Origin of the sequence: Sphaerisporangium rubeum, from assembly GCF_014207705.1 — a bacterium.
In the GTDB taxonomy this organism is placed as follows: Bacteria; Actinomycetota; Actinomycetes; order Streptosporangiales; family Streptosporangiaceae; genus Sphaerisporangium; species Sphaerisporangium rubeum.
This window is the reverse complement of record NZ_JACHIU010000001.1, coordinates 6204700-6226405: the sequence shown is the minus strand read 5'-3', so window position 1 is coordinate 6226405 and position 21706 is coordinate 6204700. Positions and strand designations below refer to the sequence as shown.

Below are 21706 nucleotides of genomic sequence, written 5' to 3'. Positions count from 1 at the left end.
CGGCCGTTGTTGTGAACTTCTTCTGAGGACGCGGTCACGCACACCGCCGTCCCGATGCCGGAACCGAACGGCCGGACGGCCGCGGACAGCTCCATCGATCAGATGACCACGGCCACGTACGAACGCTCCACCGCACAGAACGTGTCCAGGGAGGGCAACGCAATGGACATCACCTCGATCGACCATCTCGAGTTGTACGTGGAGGACGGCGAACAGGTGGCCGCACGCCTCCAGCAGGCGTACGGCTTCACGGTCCAGGGCCGCGGCGGGCCGGAGACCGGCCTGACGGGTCGCCGTTCGATCCTGCTGCGCCAGCGCGGCATCACACTTGTGGTCACCACCGCGGTGGACGGCCACCACGGCGCCGCCGAGTACGTGCGACGGCACGGCGACGGGGTCGCCGTCGTCGGTGTCGCGGTCGCCGACGCGCGCGCCGCCTTCACCGAGGCGGTCGAGCGCGGCGCGTACCCGATGGCCCCGCCGGTCGTCCACGGCCGGCGAGGCGCGAGCGCGACCTTCGCCTCCGTGCGCGGCTTCGGTGACGTCGAGCTGCGCTTCACCTCGCGCGACACACCGGACACGCCGTTCGACCCCGGCGTCGTCGAGGAGACGGCCGTAGCGTCACCCGGCGGCCTGCTGGAGGCGGTGGACCACCTCGCGGTCCTGGTGCCGGCGGGAGACCTCGACAAGACCGTGCGCCGGTACGTGGAGGTTTTCGGCCTCACGCAGACCTTCGAGGAGCGTATCCAGGTCGGCAAGCAGGCCATGGACTCCAAGGTGGTGGCCAACGAGTCCGGCACCGTGACGTTCACCCTCATCGAGCCGGACACCACAAGGGACCCCGGCCAGATCGACGCGTTCCTCGACGCGCACGGCGGGGCCGGCGTGCAGCACATCGCGTTCCGCACCGGCGACATCACGCGGTCGGTGTGCGACGTCTCCGCCGCGGGGGTGCGGTTCCTGGACACACCGTCGCGCTACTACGACGCGCTGGACGACCGCCTCGGCGCCGTGGGGGTGCCGCTCGCGACGCTCCGCGAACTCAACGTGCTCGCCGACCGCGACCACTGGGGTGTCATGCTCCAGATCTTCACCCGGTCCGAGCACCCGCGGCGCACCCTGTTCTACGAGCTGATCGACCGGCGCGGCGCGCGGACCTTCGGCAGCAACAACATCAAGGCGCTGTACGAGGCGGTCGACCGGTCGGCGCCTCGCGAGGACCTCTGAGGACGCGGCACTACGCGGGCCTCGCGACCCACCTGGCCGGCTGGTTCGGCGTGCTGAGCCAGGCGACGAGATGGTGCTGCGCATCCAGGGGGGGTCCGGAACCACCGGCCCCCGGGGAGGCGACGTCGGCCGTCCAGCGGGTCGTGGACAACAACATGCGGCTCGTGCAGGAATCCACCCCTGCGGTGGTCGACGGCGACCTGCTGCCAACTGAGAGAACTCGGCGACATCTTCGACGATCTCCTGGCCCGCCTGGAATCCTCCTTCCAGGCCCACCGCCAGTTCATCGCCAACGTCTCCCACGAACTCCGCACCCCCTTGGCCCGCCAAAGAGTCCTCAGCCAACTCGCCGTCACCGACCCCGACTCCCTCAAGGAGGCCCACCACCGCGTCCTGGCAGCCGGCACCCAACAGGAACGCCTGATAGAAGCCCTTCTCACGCCGGCCCGCGGCCAGAAAGGTCTCGAAACCCACACCTGTTTCGATCTGGCGGCCCTGACCGCTCAGGTCCTCAGAACGAAAATCCAAGAAGCCGATTCACGATCCCTCACTCTCACCATCACCCCGGCTCCTGCCTCCGGCGACCCGGTTCTGGCCGAACGCCTCATCACCAACCTCATCGACAACGCACTCCGCCACAACCACTCCGATGGCACTAATCACCCGCACCGCGCCGGACGGCCATCCGGTGATCGAGGTGACCAACACCGGAACGGAAGTACCGGCCGGCGCTGTGGAACGCCTCTTCAAGCCCTTCCAACGCCTGGAACCCGAACGCACCGGCCGAGCGGAAGGCCTGGGCCTCGGCCTCTCCATAGTCCAGGCCATGGCCGAGGCACACCACGCCACCATTGAGGCCCGTCCGCGAACAACCGGCAGCCGGTCCGTCCGGATCACATTCCACTATTGAATGCGATACAGACCGGGCACAGATGAGGAAGTCGAGCCCGAGGTTCTCGGCTGTGGTGAACGGTTCATTGAGGGATGAGGTGGCGATCATGAGAGCGTTGCGCAGAATCGCGTCGGACGTGAAGGCGCGCAAGAACATCGAGGCGTATGTCATAACGTGCGTGGCTGGAGCGTTCGCCGTTGTCTCGGTTGTGGAAGATGTGGTGCCGATAAGTCTTAAATGGGCTGCGCTGTTATCCGGAGTCGGATTATTGGTGTACCGGCTCACGATCCCCGACGAGCGGGATCAGAAAGCCGACTTCTTGCATGACAGGGCTGCTTTCGACTCGGTCCCGATCCCGGTGGCCTTCGCGAACGCCAGAGACGTACGGATCTTCGCGCCGTCCGCCGTCAATCTGTTGTCCGCGCATACCTGTGAGGTCCTGCGCACGAGCGTGCTCACCCGTAAAGGTGGCTCTGTGCGGGTGATAATCCTGGATGCTCGCGAGCGGGAAGCCGTGAGCATCGCCTCACGCCAGCTCGACGAGTCGGTCCGGTTCCAGGTGCAGCGGTTGCCTGCCGCTCTGGAGACCATGAGCGAGCGCCTGAAGACGATGCTCGGATGGCAGGTGTCCGGCAGCTTCGACTACCGCCTTTTTCCCTACAATCCTGGATTCAGCCTCGTGATCATCGATCCGGAGACGACGCACGGCCGGGTGATCATGGAGATACACGGTTACCGGAACCAGTCCACTTTCGCACGCATGCACCTGGAACTGACGCCGGAGCGGAGCGAGCGCTGGTACAGCCACTGGATCGAGCAGTTCGAGCACCTGTGGGAGGCGGCGGTCACGCCGAACTCCGGGCCAGTTCTCCGGCGAGCGTCCGGAGATGCGGGGGAAGCGCGGGATTGACGGCACGGAGGGCACGCCTGGCCAGTTCCTCCGCGCGCGCGCGCCGGCCGAGGTACGCGTAGACGCGGGCCGACCGCACCAGCACGGGCCCGCTGTCGGCGCCGACCGCGAGCGCGTCCAGCACCTCCTGTTCCGCGGCGTCGAGTCGTCCGTCGGCCGCGAGCGCGAGCCCACGCGCCGCGAGAGTCCCCGGCTGCTGGTGGTGCCGCACACGATTGAGATCGCGCAGGGCCTCTCCGGAGCGTCCCAGGTCGGCGAGGATCTGTCCGCGCAGCTCCAGTGCGTCCGGCGCCGGCCCCTTGGACAGGGCCACGGCGCCGTTGAGCAGCGCGAGGGCCGCGCCTGGCTGTCCGGAGCGCCACAGGGCCTGTCCCAGCGCGAGATGCGCCATCGGATGGTTCGGCATCCAGTTCAGTGCCGAGGTCAACTGGTCCATTCCCCGGCGGTAATCTCCCTGCGCCATGCACGTCCGGCCGTCGGCGACGAGCGCGTCCGCGACCTTGTCGAACTGCTGGAGGCCGGCGAAGGCCTCCGCCGCCTGCTCGAAGTCGCTCCTCGCGGCGGCGAAGTCCTTGTGCGCCACCGCGACCTCACCCTGGATGAGGTGCGCCTCTCCCTCGACCCTGGCGTCACCGAGGACGGTTCCCCGCACCGCCTCGTCGGCAAGTCTGCGAGCGGTCTCGAAGTCCGCTCGCGCCAGTGCCTGACGCGCGTCCTCCAGGATTTCCGCCGGCGGAGCTATGGTGCGGATCGCGCTGATCAGCCGGTCGTGCTGGAGTTCGTACCAGCGGATTCCGAGCCGGTACTCGCCGCGCAGGATGTGACGGCTCTCCAGAGCCGCGGCGATCTCGTTCGGCATCCCCGCGGTCTCGTGCAGTCCCTGGTACACGCTGTTGCGGGTGCCGTGCTCGGTGATGAAGGAACTGCGTAGCCAGTGCCGGATCTCACCAGGGGTGCGCTCGAACTCGGTGGCGACCTGTTCCAGCATCCGCCGGCAGAAGCCGACGAGAAAACGATCGACATCGACCCGCAGGCGCACGTGCTCGACGCTGATCTCGCGCAGGTCCGGCTCGAGCGAACTCCACAAGGCGGAGCAGACGACCTGGACCTGCACCGGTTCGACGGTCTTGGTCTCGACGCGCGAGATGGTCCCCTCGTCGTTGACGAACGTGGCCGAGCGGAGATCGTCGATGAGCAGTTCGGCCGCACCCGGCGCGAAGAACCGAGTGGTTCTCTCAAGGGGCCGCGTCACCGCGTCCAGCGCCGCCGTCCGGGTCAACGGCGGCAGATGGAACCGCGAACGTGAACCGGGGCCGAGGCTCCGCTCGTGCGGCAGGACGTTCGCGAGGTGCTCCTCCCGGAGCGCGAGAAGCAGGTGGAGCCCGTCGTTCTCCGCCACCGCCTTCGCGAGTTCCCCAAGGAACGCGTCGCGGTCGTTCTCGTGGTGCGGCGGCACGACCAGGAACTCCTCCGCCTGGTCGATGGCGATGAGCACCGGCATGGGGTCCCCGTACCGGTCCCGGCGCTCGGGCCGCGCCTTGAGGAACTCCGAGATCGTCCAGCCGGCGAGCGCTTCCATGGGCTGCTCCGGCGCGAGCCCGGACAGCAGGCCCAGCACGTACGGATTGCCCTGCGCGGTCCTGTACGGCCTGACCCTGGTGAGCGGCAGAAGATCGGCTCGGGTGGTCTCGATCCTCGGGACGACGCCGGCCTGGAGCAGCGAGGTCTTCCCGCTCCCCGACGCGCCGTACAGAACCGTCAGCCCGGTGGCCTGCCACATGATGGCCAGTTCCCGAGCCTCCCGATCACGTCCGAAAAAGAGGTCGTGGTCGGCTTCCTGATAGGGACGCAACCCGACATACGGCGCAATTGGTGGGGTCATCGGCGTCTCCTGAGGAGTGCTGCACAGGGTCAGCGCATGCGGCCGACATGGTGCCGATCGGTATGAAGTGCTTTTATGACAACCTTTTCCCGCAAAAGTGACGGAACGGTGGAGATCTATATGCTCGCGGTGAACCCTGCGACGGGGCCGCTGTCACTGCCTTTGAAGACGTGCCGCAAGGCCTGATCCACGACGGAGTCGTCCAGGACGTCGAGTTCGATGAGCGGTGAACGGTGCACGTCGATGAGGGCCTCGCCCAGCTCTTCGCCCACCTTGGAAAGATGCTCTCTCATGGGATTCTCTCGTCTTGCTAATATCTTCACACGGGATGGACGTGGCTCTAGCATCAAGGGATCTGTGAACTCGGGTCCAGATTACTGAGACTCAGAGAGACTGTCTACTTGCAGTAGTTCGCCTGGTTCATTTGGCTGGATCAAGTTAACGTCGTACCGATCAGTGAAGTGGAGGCGGTCTCACGTGTCGACCCCACAATCGACCGGACACGCGCCTGAGCCCAGGGTCTGGGGTCGCGTCCCGCAGCGGAACAAGAACTTCACTGGACGTGAGGACCTGCTCGACAAGTTGCACGAGTCGGTCACCTCCGACGTCACCGCGGTCGTCCCGCATGCGCTCCACGGGTTCGGCGGTGTCGGAAAGACACATGTCGCGATGGAGTACGCATGGCGGTTCCGCCATGAGTACGACCTGGTCTGGTGGGTTCCGGCGGACCAGATCAACCTGATCCGGTCGTCCCTGGCCGGCCTCGCGCCTCATCTCGGCCTTCCGGCGTCCATGACGCGAACCGTGTCGGACGCCTCAGATGCCGTTCTGGACGCTTTGCGGCGCGGTGACCCTTATTCGCGATGGTTGTTGATTTTCGACAACGCCGACGAACCCGAGGACATCAACGAATTGGTGCCGAGGGGCCGCGGACATGTCCTGATCACCTCTCGCAACTATCGGTGGGAAGGGGTGGTGGACACGGTCGCCGTCGACGTCTTCAGCCGTGAGGAGAGCATCCAGTTCCTGCGCAAGCGCCTGCCCGGCACGACGACCGACGAAGATGCCGACAGGCTCGCGGAGGAGCTGGGAGATCTGCCACTGGCCCTGGAGCAGGCCGGCGCGCTGCAGGTCGAGACAGGCATGTCCGTGGAGACGTATCTCGGCCTGCTCGCCCGGCAGACGGCCCGGCTGCTCGACGCCAACAAGCCGGCGGACTATCCGCTCTCGATGACCGCCGCGTGGTCCATCTCCCTGGCCCAGCTGGCGTCCCGGCTCCCGGAAGCGGTCGAGCTGCTGAGATGCTGCGCGTTCTTCGGACCGGACCCCATCCCGCGTGATGTGTTCGAAGAGCTCCCCGCCGAGCTGGCCGAGCAATCCCGGCTGAAGACGATCCTCGGCGACACGATCCTGCTGAGCAAGGCCATCCGAGTGCTGGGACGGTACGCGCTCATCCGGATCGACTCCGACAACAGGACAATCCAGTTGCACCGTCTCGTCCAGGCCCTGCTCCGCGAGGAGCTGTCGGAGGACGATCGCGAAGAGTTCCGGCACGAGGTCCACCTGCTGCTGGCCGCCTTCGCGCCGAAACACCCCGACGACCCCGCCGCCTGGCCGCGGTACGCGGCGCTGCTGTCGCACATGTCGCCTGCCAAGGTGGAACTGTGCCCGCACCCGCTCATCAGAGAGTTCGCCATCGACGTGACGCGCTACCTCTACACCTCTGGCGATTTGCAACTCGCCGGCATCCTGGCCCAGAGGTTCGAAGACCGGTGGCGAACGGACAACGGGGAGGACCATCGAGATGTCATGGTGATGCGGCGGCACCTCGGAGCGATCCTGTGGGCCCTCGGGAGTTTTCCGGACGCCTACCGCCTGAACAAGCAGAATCTCGCGCGGATGAGGGAGAAGCTCGGGCCCGACCACGCCGAGACCCTGGCGCTCGCGAACGTCCATGGGGCCGACCTGCGGGCACGAGGCCAGTTCACCGAGGCCCTCCATCATGACCAGGAGCTGCTGCAGCAGCACACCCACATGTACGGCCCCCATCACCGCCGCACGCTGCGGGTGAAGAACAACCTTTCCGTCGACTACCTTCTCCTGGCCGACTACGCGCGAGCGCAGGAGCTGCTGGAGGAGACGTTCCGGCAGTGGCGTAACAATCCGGTGGCCGGGTCCAGCCAGCTGAACGTGCTGGCGGCCTGGAACGGCCTGGCTCGCGTGCTCAGGCTCAGCGGCAACTACCTCGAAGCGTGCGACGTCGGCGAGGACGCCTACGAGTACGGGGTCAGCGAGCTCGGGGCCGATCACGTGTGGACCTTGAAGACCGCGAAAGATCTGTCGATCGCCAAACGTCGCGCCGGATTCACCGACGAGGCGCTCGACATCGCGAGGCATACGTTCGAGCGGGAGCAGCGGTTGTTCGGCCGCGACCATCCCGACACGCTCGCCGGAGCGCTGTGCCTGGCCAACGCCTTGCGGACCACCAACGCAGGCGAGGAGGCCCTGGACCTGCTGATGGACGCGGTGGAGCGCTACCCGAGGGCCTACGGCGACACCCATCCCTTCAGATACGGGTGCGACATGAATCTCGCCCTGCTGCTCCGCGTGACCGGCGACACGGCGGCGGCGCTCACCAGGGACCGCGCGGCGCTCGACGGGTTCGACGCGCAACTCGGCCGTGAGCACCACTACTCGCTGACCTGCGCCATCAATCTGGCCAGCGACCTGGCCACCATGGACGACGTGGAATCGGCACGGCGACTGGGGGAAAGCACACTGGGCCGGTTGCGCGCACTCCTCGGCGAGGATCACCCGCTCACCCTCGCGGGTGCCTCGAACCTGGTGATCGACCTGCGGCGCAGCGGTGAGAGCGAACGGGCCGACGCGCTGGCCGCCGACACCTTTGAGCGGTACCGCCGGGTGCTCGGCACCGAGCACCCGGACGTCGTGGTGGCGACCAGCGGTGAGCGTCTCGACTTCGACTTCGATCCGCCTGCCCTCTGATCACCTGTTGCGGTCGTTCCACGCCGTCAGATGCCGCTCCGCTCGCCGCATGGCGAGAGCACTGGCCGCGTCGGCGACGCTTTCGTCACGCCACGCCTCCAGTCTCTCCGCCATCAGCGACGTGAAGTGCTCGCCGGGTGCGGTGAGCCGTCCACTGCCGAGCAGCGTGCGCGTGACCGCGTGCGCCGACGCACGCCAGCGCGAGAACTCCGCCGCGGCGTGGACTTCACTCTCACCTGTCTCGACGCGACGCTGTCTGCGCCAGAAATCGGTCACCCCCAGGTACGCGTAGGCGCCTTGGAGAAGCCCGGACACCGGACGGGGGTCGTCCCGCCATGGCGCGTAGAACCGGGACCCGTCGTCGGGCTTGGTCATCGGCACCAGGTCGAGCAGCGCCGAGAGCTTCGCGTGCTGTGTCTCGTGCGCCAGCGTCACGGCCATGGTGGTGGGGTCGGGCGGGGTGGACAGCGCGATGCATCCGAACGTCTCACGCGACGTGGCACTCGACTGACCCCGCGCCGGTGGCTTGAGCGGGGTGAACACGGTGATCGCGCCGGCCACTTCCTCCGCCACTTCGTGATGGTGGTGGACGAGGATTCTCCAGGCGTCGTCGAGCAGCGTCTGCCACTGCCGCACCTCCGCCGATGTGAGCCGTCCGCCGAGATTGGCCACCCCCGGCATGCGGTACGGGTCCAGGTCGTCGATCACGATGCGCATGGCGTGGCCGTCCGCGGTGGCCGACAGGTCACGCAGCCCCGTCCATCCGGGGCCGTCGGTGTGCGGGTCCTCGGGTACGGTCACCACCATGTGGCCGCCGGTGACTTCGGCGCCGTGAGCATGGCATTGGACGGTGGCCGTGGTGACCGTGGGGGAGAGGCTGGCCTGGCCGAGTCCGGGGAGTGTCACGACGCCGTGGACCGCCGGTACGTCGATGTCGCACACCGTGCCGGACAGAATCGCCGCGGAGGCGGCGAGCCCGGCCAGTTGCGCCGGCGCGGCCGACGGGTCGTTGCCGCGTACGCCGATGATGGTCTGACGAGCCCAGGCGCCGGCCGCGGGGTGCCGCAGCACGCGATCCACCACATCGGGATGATGCCGCTGGATGGTGGCGAGAAGGTCGTAGGCCCGGCGGGTCAGGGCCGCGTCGGGGTGATCGCTCGCTCTGGCGGCGGCCATCACGGCACGGACCAGCAGGATGTGCTTGCTGTGCTGGACGTCACGGAGATGGGATATCGCGGCCGTTCCTCCGCCTCCGGTGGCGATGGCGGAGAACATCCCGGCTGAGATCCGATGTTCGGCGACTTTCATCGTGCTCCCTTTCTCTGATCGGCGGTGGTGTTCCGACCCTGCCGGGGGGTCGGCCTCGATCGTCTTCCGCACATGTCCGATGAGGTGAAGCAGGTCGGGGCAGTAGACGGACGGGTTGGCGAACCCCTGGCCCTCGCGGTAGCGGTGCGCGTACAGGCCGCCACCGCAGACGCTTTTGACAGAGCAGGCCGCACACGCCGGGCTCAGCGCCTGTTCGCCGATCTGGCGAGCGGCGAAACCCGGCAGGAGCAGTACCTCGTCGAGTGAGTTGCCGAAGATGGTGAGCCCGGTGTCGGTCGCACCCTCGTAGGCGGATCTGAGGAAATCGGACTGCTCGATGGCGCCGTCGGTCTCTATCACCACCATGGCGGCCGGGGAGAGCCCCAGCTGTTCGGTGGACGACTCGCCGCCGAGCAGCAGGTTGATGAGTTCGGTGAGCATCCTGACGCTCGTCCGCCGGGGACGGGTGCGGTGCCAGTGGTCGAAGACGGCGGTGAGCCAGTCACCATAGGGCCTCAGCTCCTGATCGGCGGCCCGGCCCGGGGGTGGTGCCGACCAGTTGCCGTGCGGGAGCAGGAAATCGATGCTCGGCGGATCGAACGCGAGAAGCGCCTCGTAGGTGGCGATCGGATCGTTGCGAAGGTCGATGGTGCACAGCAGTCCGCCGAACAGGTGGCGGTACTCGGCGCCGGTGAGCAGTCGAAGCGCCTGCGTCACGGCGGCATGGCTGCCACGGCCGCCGGCGAAACGACGGTTCCGGTCGTGCATGTCCCGATCACCGTCCAGGCTCACTCCCACCCGGATCCCGAGTTCGTCGAACAGCCGCAGATAGGCGGGACCGAGCAGTGTGCCGTTCGTCTGCACGGTGAAGTCGACGCGCGTTCGTGTGCCGTTCGCGGCCCGGACGCGGGTGACGATGTCCCGGATGGCATCTGTTCCGGCGAGGAGCGGCTCCCCGCCGTGCAGGACCACCTCGACGGAGGACAGGCCGTGTGTGCGGGTGTGCTCGGCGATTCTCGCCGCCGCCGCGGCCACGACCTCCGTCGGCATTCGCTTGGGACGGCGTTTCCAGCTGGTGTCCGCCATTTCGTACATGTAGCAGTAACTGCATGCGAGGTCGCAACGGCTGTGGATCTTGAGGATGAACTGCTGGAAAGGCGTCGGACGCCAGCCCGAGGCCATGAGTTCGCCGACGTTCAGATCGGCGGGCCATTCCGGCATGGTCGGTCACTCTCCATTACAGATGGCCCAGGACGGTCGCACGGTGAGTCCGAGTAGGCAGCCGGATCATGGGCACGCGAAGGAACGGTGGACAGCCGGAATTGTCCGGATTCTTTGAGGCCGGTGGTCATGGTGGATAGATAGACCGTTCGCCGGACCGTCGCAACATGAGTGATCGCAAAATCCTGGCAAGGCGGCGGCCGGATGACAGGGGCTCGCCGCGAAGGGGCTTCGACGGCGGGCCCTCGGCCGGAGGCGGCCTGACGCGGCGCCGATGGCGGGACTGTCCGGCGCCTGATCGCGACCGGTGCGCGGCAGGCCTGTGCTCAGAAGGCCGGGGTCAACCCGGAGCGCTCGCGTGGCCGTCGAGACGGTCGAACGTGGTCTGAGGGGTGGGGTGCGGCCCTTCAGGGAGCACCGGACAGGCGCACGGCATGGGGAAAATTTAGTGAACGACGCCTTCCGGCTGGCCGGTTTGGCGAAAAAAACACCGTGCTGTTCAGCATGTGAACGTCTCCAGTGGTCCGGAGAGCGGATACGGGGTAGTGAGGCCATAAAATACGCAGTTGATGGCGCATGACGCTTTTGTCTGTTGTGACCGATTCTTGGGAGGCATCTCCTACCCCATCCGTCGCCGCAACTCGGACACGAACTCATCGAGCGTGCCCCAATAAATGGAGATACGCCATCTCCCGTAGAACTTCGAGAAGTAATCGATGGTCGCCTGTTCGAGTTTCTGCGGTGTGCCGTCGTGCCAGGGACGTCGCTGGACACTGAGGTGTGCTCGCTGGTTGATCACCGGGACCGCGCTCTGGAGGCCTTTGAACAGGTAGCGAAAGGTGGCGTCACGCAGGCCGTAGCCGATGAAGAGAAGTGGTCTCGCGGTGAGCGCCTCGTGGATCGCCGTCGGGAGGATTTCGCGGTCCGCGGCCAGCCTGGTGATGAACTCCAGGTAGTCGTCCTCGGTCACGACCATGGACCAGGGGTGCTCGAGGCTGCCGTGGAGATGATAAACCAGCGGTTGCTCGGGTTGTGGATTCCAGTCCACGCTCGCGGCGAATGATCCGTTGACTCGATCCGGCCCCGTGTTCCACCGGCAGATGGCGTGCTGTGGCCGCTTACCGGCCTGTGTGAGCGCGCGCACGAGGAAGTCGTCGTAATTCGTCGTGAGATAGGTCGTGATGGGAAAGTCGGCCAAGAGAGCATGGGGTTCGAGCGGATCGGTGAAGTCGGGATCTTCGCCGGCCATTTCCTCAAGCTCCCTGCGCACGCGCTTCTTCACGTAGACCGCGTCGTTGCTGTTCTCCATGACCATGTACTGCGTCACGCGTGCGAGGTCGTCACGGCCGTCGGGAAAGGGATAGCCGTACTTGTCGGCGAGCCGTCGGCTGAGCTCAGAGCCGGTCGGTAGGCTCCGGCCGCATGCCCCCGCGCCGATGAACGGCGTGCAGTCGCCCTGCTGCAGCTGATCGAGGAGCCGATCCCAGTCAGCGTCGTTGAGCCCACCGGGCCCCGTGCCGCTCACGTATGCGCTCCCAAGGGGTCAACCCGGAAGTCGGGGAAGAGTGCGTGCAGGCAGCTTTGTCGCAGCGAAGTTCACGTCGTCGTCTCGCCGGTGATCGAACGAGGAATCCGATGCTTTTCCGGCGGCGGATGTGAACCGGCCACCGAGGAGGCCTCGCACGACAGATGACGTGCGGTTGATTGCTTTGTGTCGTATATGTCCTACTCGCTTGCCGTGGTGAACTCCCCTGTTCCGGAAGTCTCGATCACTGTTTAACGCCTCTCCAAATGTATTGCTCGCTTCTGTAGCGATTCTGGAGGGTGATGCCATATGTGGCAAGCGTAAACGTTAAATGCCGCATCGGTCACGTCGGAGACCGGCCGGCATGGCGGAGCGCGTTATCGGCCACGGCTTAGGCGAGACGTGAAGATCGTTCATAGCCGGCCGGCGGTGGGCCATCGGCATCGTCGGCGGCTCGCCGTCGCGGGCCGCGGCGAAACCGTGGGTTCAGCGGGTGCCGGTGTGGTTCTCCGAGCGGGGGGTGACGAGGCCGGATTCGTAGGCGGTGACCACGGCTTGGACGCGGTCGCGGAGGCCTAGTTTGCGGAGGACTCGGCTTACGTGGGTTTTGACGGTTTCTTCGCTGACCACCAGGCGGGGGGCTATTTCGGCGTTGGTGAGGCCTTCGGCCATCAGGCGGAGGACGTCGATTTCTCTTGGGGTGAGTTCGGCGAGCAGGGGGGAGGTGATGCGGGGGCGGAGGCGGGCGAACTCGCTGATTAGGCGGCGGGTGATGCCGGGGGCGAGCAGGGCGCCGCCGGAGGCGACTATTCGGACGGCGTCGAAGAGGCGTTCCGCGGTGACGTCTTTGAGGAGGAAGCCGCTGGCGCCTGCGACCAAGGCGTCGTAGACGTGCTCGTCGAGGTCGAAGGTCGTGAGGATGAGGATGCGTGGGGGGTTCTCTGTGGTGGTGTCGGTGGTGATGAGGCGGGTGGCCTCGATGCCGTCCATGGTCGGCATGCGGACGTCCATCAGGACGACGTCGGGGTGGTGTTCGCGGCACAGGGCAACGGCTTCCGCGCCGTCGGCGGCGGTGCCGACCACGGTGAGGTCGGGCTGGATGTCCAGCAGCGCGGCGAAGCCGGCGCGGACGACCTCCTGGTCGTCGGCGACCACTACGCGTACCTGGCGGTCCCTGGTCACGGCGCGACCTCCGCGCCGAGGCGGTCGTCATGGCGGGGGGTGGTGGGTCGGGGCATCGGGGTCCTTGGTGTGGGTCAGTCGTGGCCGGCTCGGGTGGTGGGGAGGGCCGCCTCCACCAGGAAGCCGGAGCCGGGGGCGGGGCCGGTGTGGAGTCTGCCGCCGACGGCGGCCACGCGTTCGCGCATGCCGAGGAGGCCGTAGCCGTTGGTCTTCTTCCTGGCGGTGGAGGGGCCGGGGCCGATGTCGCGTACGCGGACGTGCAGCCAGTCGGGGGTGTAGCGGACCTCCACGTCTATGGCGGCGCCTGGTGCGTGTTTGCGTGCGTTGGTCAGGGCTTCCTGGACGATGCGGTACGCGGTGAGTTCGACGCCGGGGTCGAGGGGGACGATCTCGCCGCGGACGATGAGCCGGGTGTTGACCTTGGCGGCGGCTCGGGTCTGGTCGATGAGGTCGAGCAGTTGCTGGAGGCCGGGCTGGGGACGGCGGGTGGGGGGTTCGTCCTCGGTGTCCTCGCGGAGCACGCCGAGCAGGCGGCGCATCTCGGTGAGCGCGGTGCGTGCGGTGTCGCCGATGGCACGCAGGCGCATCGCGCCTTCCTCCGGCATGCCGGGGGACGTCAGGCGGGCCGCCTCGGCCTGCACCGAGATCATGGAGATGTGGTGCGCGACCACGTCGTGCAGCTCGCGTGCGATACGTGCGCGTTCGCTGCGCGCGGTCAGTTCGAGGAGCCGGGTCTCCATCAGTTCGCGTTCGGTGTCGCGTTCGGCGGCTTCGGCCCGGCGGCGCAGGGCCCGGCGGCGCAGCAGGGGGAGCCACAGTGCGAGCAGCGCCGCGACGCCGGTCACGGCGGGGCCGAAGCGGTACACCAGTGCGGTGAGCAGAGTCGCGGTGGTGATGGTGGCGGCGGCCGGTGCGACGTACCGTGTGGCGAAGACCAGGGGGACGGTGGCGGCGAGGCCGAGCAGCATGGCGATGGGACGGATCACCACGTCGGTGCGGATGACGGTCTCGACGGTCGACAGCAGACCGAGCGCCACCCCGGCCACCAGCGGCCGGTCCGGCTCGTCGACGAGACCGCGGCCGATGAGAGCGAGCCGCCGTGGACCGGCCAGGAGAAGCCGCAGCGGACCGCCGGTGAGGTACCGGCGTGGCCCGGCCGCGAGACGTCCGGCCGGCTTCACGTGGTCCGTTCTCGCCGCGGCGACGGCTCGGCGTCCCCGGTGCGGGTCAGGGTCGCGGGGTGCGGCTCGGTGTCCCCGGTGCGGGCCAGGGTCGAGCGGTGTGGTTCGGTGTCCCCCTGGCGGGGTGGGGTCGCGTGGTCCGGCTTGGCATCCCCCGTGCTGGTCGGCTTCACGGGGTCCATTGTCGTCACTTCGGTGAGGGGTTGGCATCCCCCGCGCGGAGAACGGACGGCATCCCCCGTCAGGGGGACGCGGGGGCCGGGGGTCACCTCGGGCCGGGACGTGGAAGACGGTTCCGCGGCGGGACGACCGGGAGGGGGTGGGTCCGTAGCGTTCTGTGTCATGGAGGCAACCATCGAGATCAACGGGCTGCGCAAGAGCTACGGGGGCACCGTGGCCGTCGACGGCCTGTCCTTCACCGTGCGGCCTGGTCAGGTCACCGGTTTCGTCGGGCCGAACGGCGCCGGCAAGTCCACCACGATCCGCCTGTTACTCGGTCTCGACCGGCCGGACGAGGGGACGGCGCTGGTCGGCGGGAAGCGTTACCAGGATCTGCGGACCCCGCTGTGCCAGGTCGGCGCGCTGCTCGACGCGTCCGCGCTGCACCCGGGCCGTAGCGCTCGCGACCATCTGCTGTGGCAGGCCCACTCCAACGGCCTGCCGGGCCGCCGGGTGGACGAGGTGCTGGAGCTCGTCGGGCTGGCGACGGTGGCGAAGCGTGCCGCGGGGGGGTTCTCGCTCGGCATGCGGCAGCGCCTCGGCATCGCGGGTGCGCTGCTCGGCGACCCGCCTGTGCTGATCTTCGACGAGCCGGTCAACGGCCTGGACCCCGAGGGGGTGATCTGGATACGCAATCTGCTGCGGCGCCTCGGGGAGCAGGGCCGGGCCGTGCTGGTGTCCAGCCACCTGATGGGGGAGCTGGAGGGAAGCGCCGACCACCTGCTGGTCATCGGCAGGGGACGGCTCATCGCGGACACCAGTGTGCGCGAGCTGCTCGCCAAGGCGTCCGACGGCCGGGTGACGCTGCGCACCGGCCAGGTCCGCGAGGCCATCACGGTGCTCAACCAGGAAGGCGCGACGGTGGCCGCGACCGACCACGACGAGGTCACCGTCACCGGGCTGCCGGTCGCGAAGATCGTGTCGCTGCTGACCGACGCCGGAGTGTCGTTCTCCGGTGTGGCCGAGCGCCGGCCGACGCTTGAGGAGGCCTACCTGGAGCTCACTCACGGTTCTGTCGAGTTCCAGGCCACCCCCGCCGGTCAGGGGGCCCCGTCGTGGTGACGATGACGCCGTACCGCAGCACCGTGGAGAGCGCGCGGGACGGGTTCCCGCAGTTGCTGCTCGCCGAGTGGACCAAGCTGAGGTCGGTCCCCCGCTGGGGCCTGACGATGCTGGCCGCGGCGGCGGCGACCGTCCTGGTCGGCATGCTGCTCGCTTCGGGGGCAGGCGCGCAGAGCGCCGGCGGGGACGGCTCGACCGCCGGCATCTCGCCGCAGTTCCGCGACGCGGGGAGCTACGTGCATCGGCCGCTGACCGGCGACGGCAGCCTCGTCGCGCGGGTGGCGACGCAGGAGCGCAACGACCCGTGGGCCAAGGCCGGCCTGATGATGCGGGTCAGCGCGCAGCCGGGGTCGCCGTACGCGGCCCTGATGATCACGCCGGGCCACGGGGTGCGGCTGCAGTCCAACTTCGTCACCGACCTGCCGGGGACCGACAGCGGCGCGCCGCGCTGGCTGAAGCTCACCCGCACGGGGAGCTCGGTCACCGGGTACGAGTCGGCGGACGGCGCGTCGTGGTCCAAGGTCGGTACGGTCACGCTCGAAGGCATGGGGTCGACCGTGGAGACCGGTGTGTTCGTCGCCTCGCCTGACGCGCTGAAGCTGCTGCGGCAGTTCGGCGGCGAGGACATCAGCGAGACCACCAACCTCGGCAAGGCGTCGTTCGACAACGTGAAGGTCGAGCCGGCGAGGCCGCAGCAGCTCGCGCCGTGGAAGAGCAACGGCAACACCGCGGTCGACCCGAACGCCACGACGTTCTCGCTGGTCGGCGCCGGTGACATCGGCTTCTACCAGTTCGCGACCGACAAGACCAAGACGATCCTGTCCGGCGCGATGATCGGCGTGATGGCGCTGGTGGCGCTCGGCGTGCTGTTCGTCACCACCGAGTACCAGCAGGGCCTGATCTGGACGACGTTCACGGCGAGCCCGCGGCGTGGCCGGGTGCTGGCCGCGCGTGCGATCGTGCTCGGCGGTGCGGCGTTCGTGGTGGGGCTGGTGGCGTCGTTCGCGGTGTTCCTCATCGCCGCGCCGATGATCAACCAGGGGAAGGCCGCGGCGGCGTCGCTGTCGGATCCGCAGGTGCTGCGCGGGGTCGTCGGCACCGCGGCGCTGATGGGGGTGGTCGCGGTGTTCAGCCTGGCGGTCGCCGCCATCGTGCGCCGCAGCACGGTCGCGATCACCACCGTGCTCCTGCTCCTGCTCGTGCCGCTGGTGGCGAGCACCGCGCTGCCGCTGACGGTGGCCAAGTGGCTGGAGGCCGTGACACCGGCGGCCGGCTTCGCGATCCAGCAGACCATCATGCGGTACGACACGGCGATCGGGCCGTGGTCCGGGTTCGCGGTGCTGTGCGCGTACACGGCGGTCGCGCTCGGGGTCGCGATCTGGCGCGTGGGACGGCAGGAGGCATGAGGCATTCCCTGCGCGCCGAGTGGACGAAGGTCCGCACGCTGCGCGGCAACACGTGGCTGGCCGTGGGGATCGCCGTGTGCACGGTGCTGGCGGCGGCGGGAGCGACCGCCGCCGTCAGCACCGCGCAGTGCCCGACGGTCACCACCTGCTACGAGGACACGGCCCGGCTCGCTCTGCGCGGTGTGTGGCTGGGCCAGGCGCTGGTGGTGGTGTTCGCGGTCCTCATGATGAGCAACGAGTACGGCACCGGCATGATCCGCACGACGCTGGCGGTGATGCCGCGGCGGGTCGAGGTGCTGTTCACCAAGGCGGCCGTGATCCTCGGGATCGTGCTGGCCACCGGCGCGATGGGTGTGCTCGGTTCGCTGCTCGTCGGGAACGTGATCATGCCGGCGAACGGTTTCACCCCGGCCAACGGGTATCCGCCGCTGTCGCTCGCGGACGGTCCCACGTTCCGCGCCACCTTCGGCACGGTGCTCTACCTGGCACTGATCGCTCTGCTCGCGCTCGGCGTCACGACGGTGCTGCGCGACACGGCGGTGAGCATCACCGCCATCCTCGGCCTGCTGTACGTGGTGCCGGTGATGAGCACGTTCGTCACCGACCCCGAGTGGCTGGACCGGTTGCGCAGGATCTCGCCGATGACGGCGGGCCTCGCGATCCAGGCGACCAGAGATCTGGACCGGCTGCCGATCGGGCCGTGGCCCGGCCTCGGGGTGCTCGCCGCGTACGCGGCCGTGGCGATGATCATCGGAGGCGTGATCTTCGTGGTACGGGAGGCGTGAACCGGTTCGGACAGGGCAGAGGGACCGCCACCTGGTATCCCCGACCAGGGTTCCTAGCATATTGTAAGTAAGTTATTACAACTTGTAACTATTAGCAGCGAATCCTATAACCCGTATTGGGCCCGCCAGAACAACAGAGAGTGAACACCGCAGGTCGGAGGTGGTTGTCAAGACTCAGACGCATTCCCAGCAGCGGAGGAAACCCGATTCGGGCCCTGACCGGGGTGGACACCCGGCAGGCCGCGGAGGGGTACCCCCTACGAGGTTTCGGGTGGACTGTCCCTTTCGTTACGGTGGTCGGTCCGGCGGACGGCGGTCCGGCCCCGGTTTCCACAGGCCGGAGGGGGTATGGCCGTCGTCCAGCAGCCTTGAACTGGCTTTGATGGATATGTGAAGATGGCCCAGTACTCTCCCAAGATCAACGGTACGTCCCGTGATCAACGCTGCTGGGAAGGGGACTGATGCCAGCTATTCGGGCGATTCGTGAGATTCCTATTAAAAGCCTGGTACTCAGTGAGGGCCAGGCCCGTGTACGGGGGGCGGATAAGGGGATAGAGGAATTAGCGGAGAGTATCCGACGGCATGGCATGCTGGAGCCGATCGTTGTATGCCCGCATGCGCAGGACGCGCAGAAACTGGAAGTTCTCATGGGGCAGCGACGCGTGCACGCGCATCGCATCCTCGGCCGGAGCCGCATTCTGGCGGCGATCATCGACGAGGCGGTCGATCTGACGACCGCCAGAGTTCTGTCGCTCACCGAGAACCTCGTGCGGGTCGATCTCGACAGCAGGGACATCATCGACGGGTGCACCGCTCTCTACCGCAGGTACGGGAGCGCGCGGATGGTGGCTGAAGAGACCGGGCTGCCTTATAACGAGGTGCGGAAGCACATCAAATACGACCGGCTGACGCCGGTCCTGCAGAACATGGTCGATTCCGGCGAGGCGAGCCTCGACGTCGCACTGAAGGTCCAGGACCTCACCGACTCGTCGGTGCCGATGGCCCAGGACGAGGTGAAGGCGCTGGCCGCGGGCCTGTCCAACATGACGGCCGTGCAGCGGCGCAGCGTGCTGAAGTCGAAGGTCCAGAATCCGGAGACGCCGGTCACGGTGTTGCTGAAAGAGGCGTCGACGGAGAAGAAACCGCGGCAGATCATCGTAACACTGAGCCCGGAGGAACACAGAACCCTGCAACTATATGCGAAGCAGGAAAAAATGACACAAGATGTGGCGGCCCAACGTCTGCTCAGTGATGCCTTGCGGCATCTCGTGGGTTCCGAGTTGTCACACAGGTAACCCGCCGCGAAAGCGGCGCGTCGCCCCGGAAACGCCGGCGGCCGGAACGATCCGGACGCCGGCCGTGCGAGGGAAACAAGGCGTGGCGGCGTCAACGGGGCGAGACAGCACGGCCTGAAACCGGCGGCCTTTCGAAGCGGCCGGACGGCGAGGGCCACTTTCTCCGGAGCACGACGGTTGTGCGGTGCCGGAGAAATACGGGGGCAAGCAGGCTACGAGCATCGGTCAAATACTGTGCTGTCCGAAATGATTTTCCCGTGGCCGGACAGGGCCGGACGTCGCGCGCGTCCGGCCGCCGGTCACCGTCCACGACGCCGCGTGCCGCTCCGCGCGGACGGCCGGTCGGCCGGTCCGGCGGAGGTCACGTACCCGGCACGAGACCCGGCGGCTCGAAGCCGCCGGGCCGTGGGGTCCCCGTCCGCTCCGGGAAGCCTCGCGCCGGTGTCGCCGGCGGATGTGAAAGGCTTCCCGTGCAGGTGGGAGGCCCGGCGCGACGGCCGGGCCGTAATTTTAAGACAACTGCGCCGACTCATCGGCGAAACGCTCGCGGCCACCGGCCATGCCGTGCCGAGTGTTTTTAAAATCACTCCTGAGCCCCTGCGACGGCATCGTGTGCATCGGTCGCGCTTCCCCGTCTCCCCGTCGTCCCCGTTGTCCCCGTTGTGTGGGACCCGCGCCGGAGGCGCAGGGTCCCGGCGTTCACCTGCTGAGCAGCGCGCGTCCGCACTCCTCACCGGAGAACGGGAAGCCCCTGTTCGCCGCGTCCGCCAGCACGGCCGGATCGTCCTCGTCCAGCGCGCGTTCCCGGCCGAAGGCCAGGATCAGGTCGTGGCAGTAGTAGACGTTCCGATCCCCGTCCAGCTCCGCGCGGAGCAGGTGTGCGTCGGTCAGTTCGTCGAGCCTCCGCATGGCCTCGGCTTCGGACACGTCCTCCACCTCGGCGGCCATCCAGACGTCGATCACCTTGGCCCCCAGGTAACCGATCTTCCGCAGCGTCGAGCGCGCCGCGGTGCTCAGCGTCTCGTAGTCCCCCGCGAGGACCGGCCGCATGGCCCGGTCGTCGTGGCTGAGCGTGTCGAGCATCGTGGTGTGGTCGGCGAGCAGATCGGCGAGCTGCTTCATCGTCCAGTGCGGCTTGGCGGCGAGCTTGGCGGCGGCGATGTCCATGGCCAGGGGGATCCCGGCGCAGAACTCCACCACCTTTCTCGCCGCCTCGTGCTCCTGCCAGGGGTCCCCGTTGCGCACCCCTCGCGCGAGCAGTCCACGCGCGGCGTCCGCCGGCAGCGGACCGAGCGTGGTGCGGAAGGACCGCAGCGACGTGAGCGGCGAACGGCTGGTCACGACGACCGCGCTGCCGGGGTCTCCGGGCATGAGCGGCCGCACCTGCTGCACCCCCGTCACGTTGTCCATGACGATGAGCACCCGGCGTCCGGTCAGCAGGGACCGGAACAGGGCACTGCGCTCGCTGATCCCCGCGGGGATGTCCGCCGCACCCATGGCGCGCAGGAACCGTTCGAGGACGGTCGCCGGGTTCTCCGGCTCGTCGGTGAACAGCACGCCGCCGGAGAACTCGCCGGAGATTTGGTGCGCCGCCTCCAGCGCCAGCGTCGTCTTGCCGATGCCGCCGGGCCCGGTGATGACGACGAGCGGCTCACGCTGCTCAAGCGCCATGCGGACCTCCTTCAGCTCGGCGGTACGGCCCGCGATGGCACGCGGACGCGCCGGCAGCTGCCGGGGTGTCTGCGACGCGGGGGTGACGACGCCGAGCGACGGCGCCTGGCGCAGGATCTGCTCGTGCAGCGCCTGCAACGCCGGGCTCGGGTCGGTGCCGAGCTTGTCGACCAGTTCCTCACGCAGGTCGGCGAACACCTGCAGCGCCTCGCCGCTGTACCCGGCGCGGTGCCGCGCGAGCATCAGTTGCCCGTAGAACCGCTCGTTCAGCGGGTGGTCCCTGATGAGCTCGTGGAGCTCCTCGGTGACCTGAGCGTGATGCCCGAGCGCGAGCGCCGCCTCGATGCGATCGGCGATGGTATCCACCCGGAGCTGCTCCAGATGGTCGGCCTCCGCCTGGAAGTACCGGCCGGAGAAGCCCGTCAGCGCGGATCCCCGCCACGTCTGATCGGCGATCTTGAGCAGTTTGGCCGTCTCGTGGTGCCGGCCACCCTGTAACGCCGCTCGTCCCTGACGCGCCAGCCGCTTGAACTCGGTCACGTCCACGACCGTCTCAGGCGGAAGGCGGAGCACGTATCCACCGTCGACCGAGGTGATCGACACCTTGCACGGCTCCAGCGTGGCGCGGAGCCGTGATATGTGAATGCGTACCCGGTTGAGCAGTCGTCCCTCATTTATGTCGCTCATTTCTGAGTCGAAGAGGGAGTCGATAATGCGGGTCGTCGATAACACGGTGTCCGGTTTAAGGAGTAGGAGCGCGAGCACCGCTTTCGGGCCGCGGCCTGGTATCGGGACCACCTTGTTGTCGAGCTTGACTGTGAACGGTCCGAGAAGACCGAACTCCAGCATGCCACCTCCAATGAGCTGCCGGTTTCCTTCGTTGACACATCTGCCGTGTCTCCCATGGTGTGCGAATGTGTCGTGGACGGGCTTA

General features: G+C 67.8%; 16 protein-coding genes and 1 pseudogene. 9 read left to right on the top strand and 8 right to left on the bottom strand.

What is annotated here, in order from left to right:
• Window positions 1–102: 102 nt before the first annotated feature.
• From hppD to BJ992_RS26260, 4 genes and pseudogenes are all read left to right on the top strand, one after another.
• A complete protein-coding gene (hppD, locus tag BJ992_RS26275) occupies window positions 103–1227 on the top strand; it encodes a 4-hydroxyphenylpyruvate dioxygenase (protein WP_221474988.1) in 1125 nt (374 codons plus the stop codon).
• A 180-nt stretch (window positions 1228–1407) separates the two neighbouring features.
• Window positions 1408–1674 (top strand): annotated as a pseudogene (locus BJ992_RS34590) (histidine kinase dimerization/phospho-acceptor domain-containing protein); the annotation flags it as partial.
• Window positions 1675–1876: 202 nt separating this feature from the next.
• Window positions 1877–2137, top strand: a complete 261-nt coding sequence (locus tag BJ992_RS34585) for an ATP-binding protein (protein WP_425503704.1) — start codon at window positions 1877–1879, stop codon at window positions 2135–2137.
• A gap of 88 nt (window positions 2138–2225) precedes the next feature.
• Entirely contained in the window at window positions 2226–3029 is an 804-nt protein-coding gene (locus BJ992_RS26260; protein WP_184985459.1) for a hypothetical protein, read from the top strand.
• Here BJ992_RS26260 and BJ992_RS26255 read toward each other — a convergent pair.
• Together BJ992_RS26255 and BJ992_RS26250 are read right to left on the bottom strand one after the other, a co-directional pair.
• The gene (locus BJ992_RS26255) at window positions 2965–4911 is read right to left on the bottom strand and encodes a tetratricopeptide repeat protein (protein WP_184985457.1); all 1947 of its coding nucleotides are present in this window, start codon (window positions 4909–4911) and stop codon (window positions 2965–2967) included. The two genes, BJ992_RS26260 and BJ992_RS26255, sit on opposite strands and share 65 nt — an antisense overlap.
• A gap of 116 nt (window positions 4912–5027) precedes the next feature.
• Entirely contained in the window at window positions 5028–5183 is a 156-nt protein-coding gene (locus tag BJ992_RS26250) for an FXSXX-COOH protein (RefSeq protein ID WP_184985455.1), read from the bottom strand.
• A gap of 205 nt (window positions 5184–5388) precedes the next feature.
• On the opposite strand from BJ992_RS26250, the gene fxsT reads away from it, so the two are divergent.
• Window positions 5389–7917 (top strand): FxSxx-COOH system tetratricopeptide repeat protein, encoded by a 2529-nt coding sequence (gene fxsT / locus BJ992_RS26245; RefSeq protein WP_184985453.1) that lies wholly within the window; start codon window positions 5389–5391, stop codon window positions 7915–7917.
• Here the strand turns inward: fxsT and BJ992_RS26240 are convergent, their stop codons facing one another.
• From BJ992_RS26240 to BJ992_RS32325, 5 genes are all read right to left on the bottom strand, one after another.
• Entirely contained in the window at window positions 7918–10446 is a 2529-nt protein-coding gene (locus tag BJ992_RS26240; protein ID WP_184985451.1) for an FxsB family cyclophane-forming radical SAM/SPASM peptide maturase, read from the bottom strand.
• Window positions 10447–11065: 619 nt separating this feature from the next.
• Window positions 11066–11971, bottom strand: a complete 906-nt coding sequence (locus BJ992_RS26235; protein ID WP_184985449.1) for an SIR2 family protein — start codon at window positions 11969–11971, stop codon at window positions 11066–11068.
• Between the two features lie 486 nt (window positions 11972–12457).
• Window positions 12458–13153 (bottom strand): response regulator, encoded by a 696-nt coding sequence (locus BJ992_RS26230; protein ID WP_184985448.1) that lies wholly within the window; start codon window positions 13151–13153, stop codon window positions 12458–12460.
• A gap of 74 nt (window positions 13154–13227) precedes the next feature.
• Entirely contained in the window at window positions 13228–14334 is a 1107-nt protein-coding gene (locus BJ992_RS34420) for a histidine kinase (RefSeq protein WP_221474987.1), read from the bottom strand.
• On the bottom strand, window positions 14331–14507 hold the full coding sequence (locus BJ992_RS32325) for a hypothetical protein (protein WP_221474986.1): 177 nt from the start codon (window positions 14505–14507) through the stop codon (window positions 14331–14333). The genes BJ992_RS34420 and BJ992_RS32325 overlap by 4 nt, the downstream gene beginning before the upstream one ends.
• A gap of 169 nt (window positions 14508–14676) precedes the next feature.
• On the opposite strand from BJ992_RS32325, the gene BJ992_RS26220 reads away from it, so the two are divergent.
• From BJ992_RS26220 to BJ992_RS26205, 4 genes are all read left to right on the top strand, one after another.
• Window positions 14677–15615 (top strand): ABC transporter ATP-binding protein, encoded by a 939-nt coding sequence (locus tag BJ992_RS26220; RefSeq protein WP_184985444.1) that lies wholly within the window; start codon window positions 14677–14679, stop codon window positions 15613–15615.
• Complete coding sequence (locus tag BJ992_RS26215; protein ID WP_184985442.1) at window positions 15609–17021, top strand: ABC transporter permease subunit; 1413 nt, start codon at window positions 15609–15611, stop codon at window positions 17019–17021. The genes BJ992_RS26220 and BJ992_RS26215 overlap by 7 nt, the downstream gene beginning before the upstream one ends.
• Window positions 17018–17806, top strand: a complete 789-nt coding sequence (locus BJ992_RS26210; RefSeq protein WP_184985440.1) for an ABC transporter permease — start codon at window positions 17018–17020, stop codon at window positions 17804–17806. The genes BJ992_RS26215 and BJ992_RS26210 overlap by 4 nt, the downstream gene beginning before the upstream one ends.
• Window positions 17807–18267: 461 nt before the next feature.
• The gene (locus BJ992_RS26205) at window positions 18268–19101 is read left to right on the top strand and encodes a ParB/RepB/Spo0J family partition protein (RefSeq protein WP_184985438.1); all 834 of its coding nucleotides are present in this window, start codon (window positions 18268–18270) and stop codon (window positions 19099–19101) included.
• Between the two features lie 699 nt (window positions 19102–19800).
• Here the strand turns inward: BJ992_RS26205 and BJ992_RS26200 are convergent.
• A complete protein-coding gene (locus BJ992_RS26200) occupies window positions 19801–21459 on the bottom strand; it encodes an AfsR/SARP family transcriptional regulator (RefSeq protein ID WP_184985436.1) in 1659 nt (552 codons plus the stop codon).
• Window positions 21460–21706 lie beyond the last annotated feature (247 nt).

What these genes read in the sequence shown, in the direction of transcription:
- hppD (WP_221474988.1), top strand. Translation starts at nt 103, where the DNA reads ATGACCACGGCCACGTACGAACGCTCCACCGCACAGAACGTGTCCAGG.
- BJ992_RS34585 (WP_425503704.1), top strand. Translation starts at nt 1,877, where the DNA reads ATGGCACTAATCACCCGCACCGCGCCGGACGGCCATCCGGTGATCGAG.
- BJ992_RS26260 (WP_184985459.1), top strand. Translation starts at nt 2,226, where the DNA reads ATGAGAGCGTTGCGCAGAATCGCGTCGGACGTGAAGGCGCGCAAGAAC.
- BJ992_RS26255 (WP_184985457.1), bottom strand. Translation starts at nt 4,911, where the DNA reads ATGACCCCACCAATTGCGCCGTATGTCGGGTTGCGTCCCTATCAGGAA.
- BJ992_RS26240 (WP_184985451.1), bottom strand. Translation starts at nt 10,446, where the DNA reads ATGCCGGAATGGCCCGCCGATCTGAACGTCGGCGAACTCATGGCCTCG.
- BJ992_RS26220 (WP_184985444.1), top strand. Translation starts at nt 14,677, where the DNA reads ATGGAGGCAACCATCGAGATCAACGGGCTGCGCAAGAGCTACGGGGGC.
- BJ992_RS26210 (WP_184985440.1), top strand. Translation starts at nt 17,018, where the DNA reads ATGAGGCATTCCCTGCGCGCCGAGTGGACGAAGGTCCGCACGCTGCGC.
- BJ992_RS26205 (WP_184985438.1), top strand. Translation starts at nt 18,268, where the DNA reads ATGCCAGCTATTCGGGCGATTCGTGAGATTCCTATTAAAAGCCTGGTA.
- BJ992_RS26200 (WP_184985436.1), bottom strand. Translation starts at nt 21,459, where the DNA reads ATGAGCGACATAAATGAGGGACGACTGCTCAACCGGGTACGCATTCAC.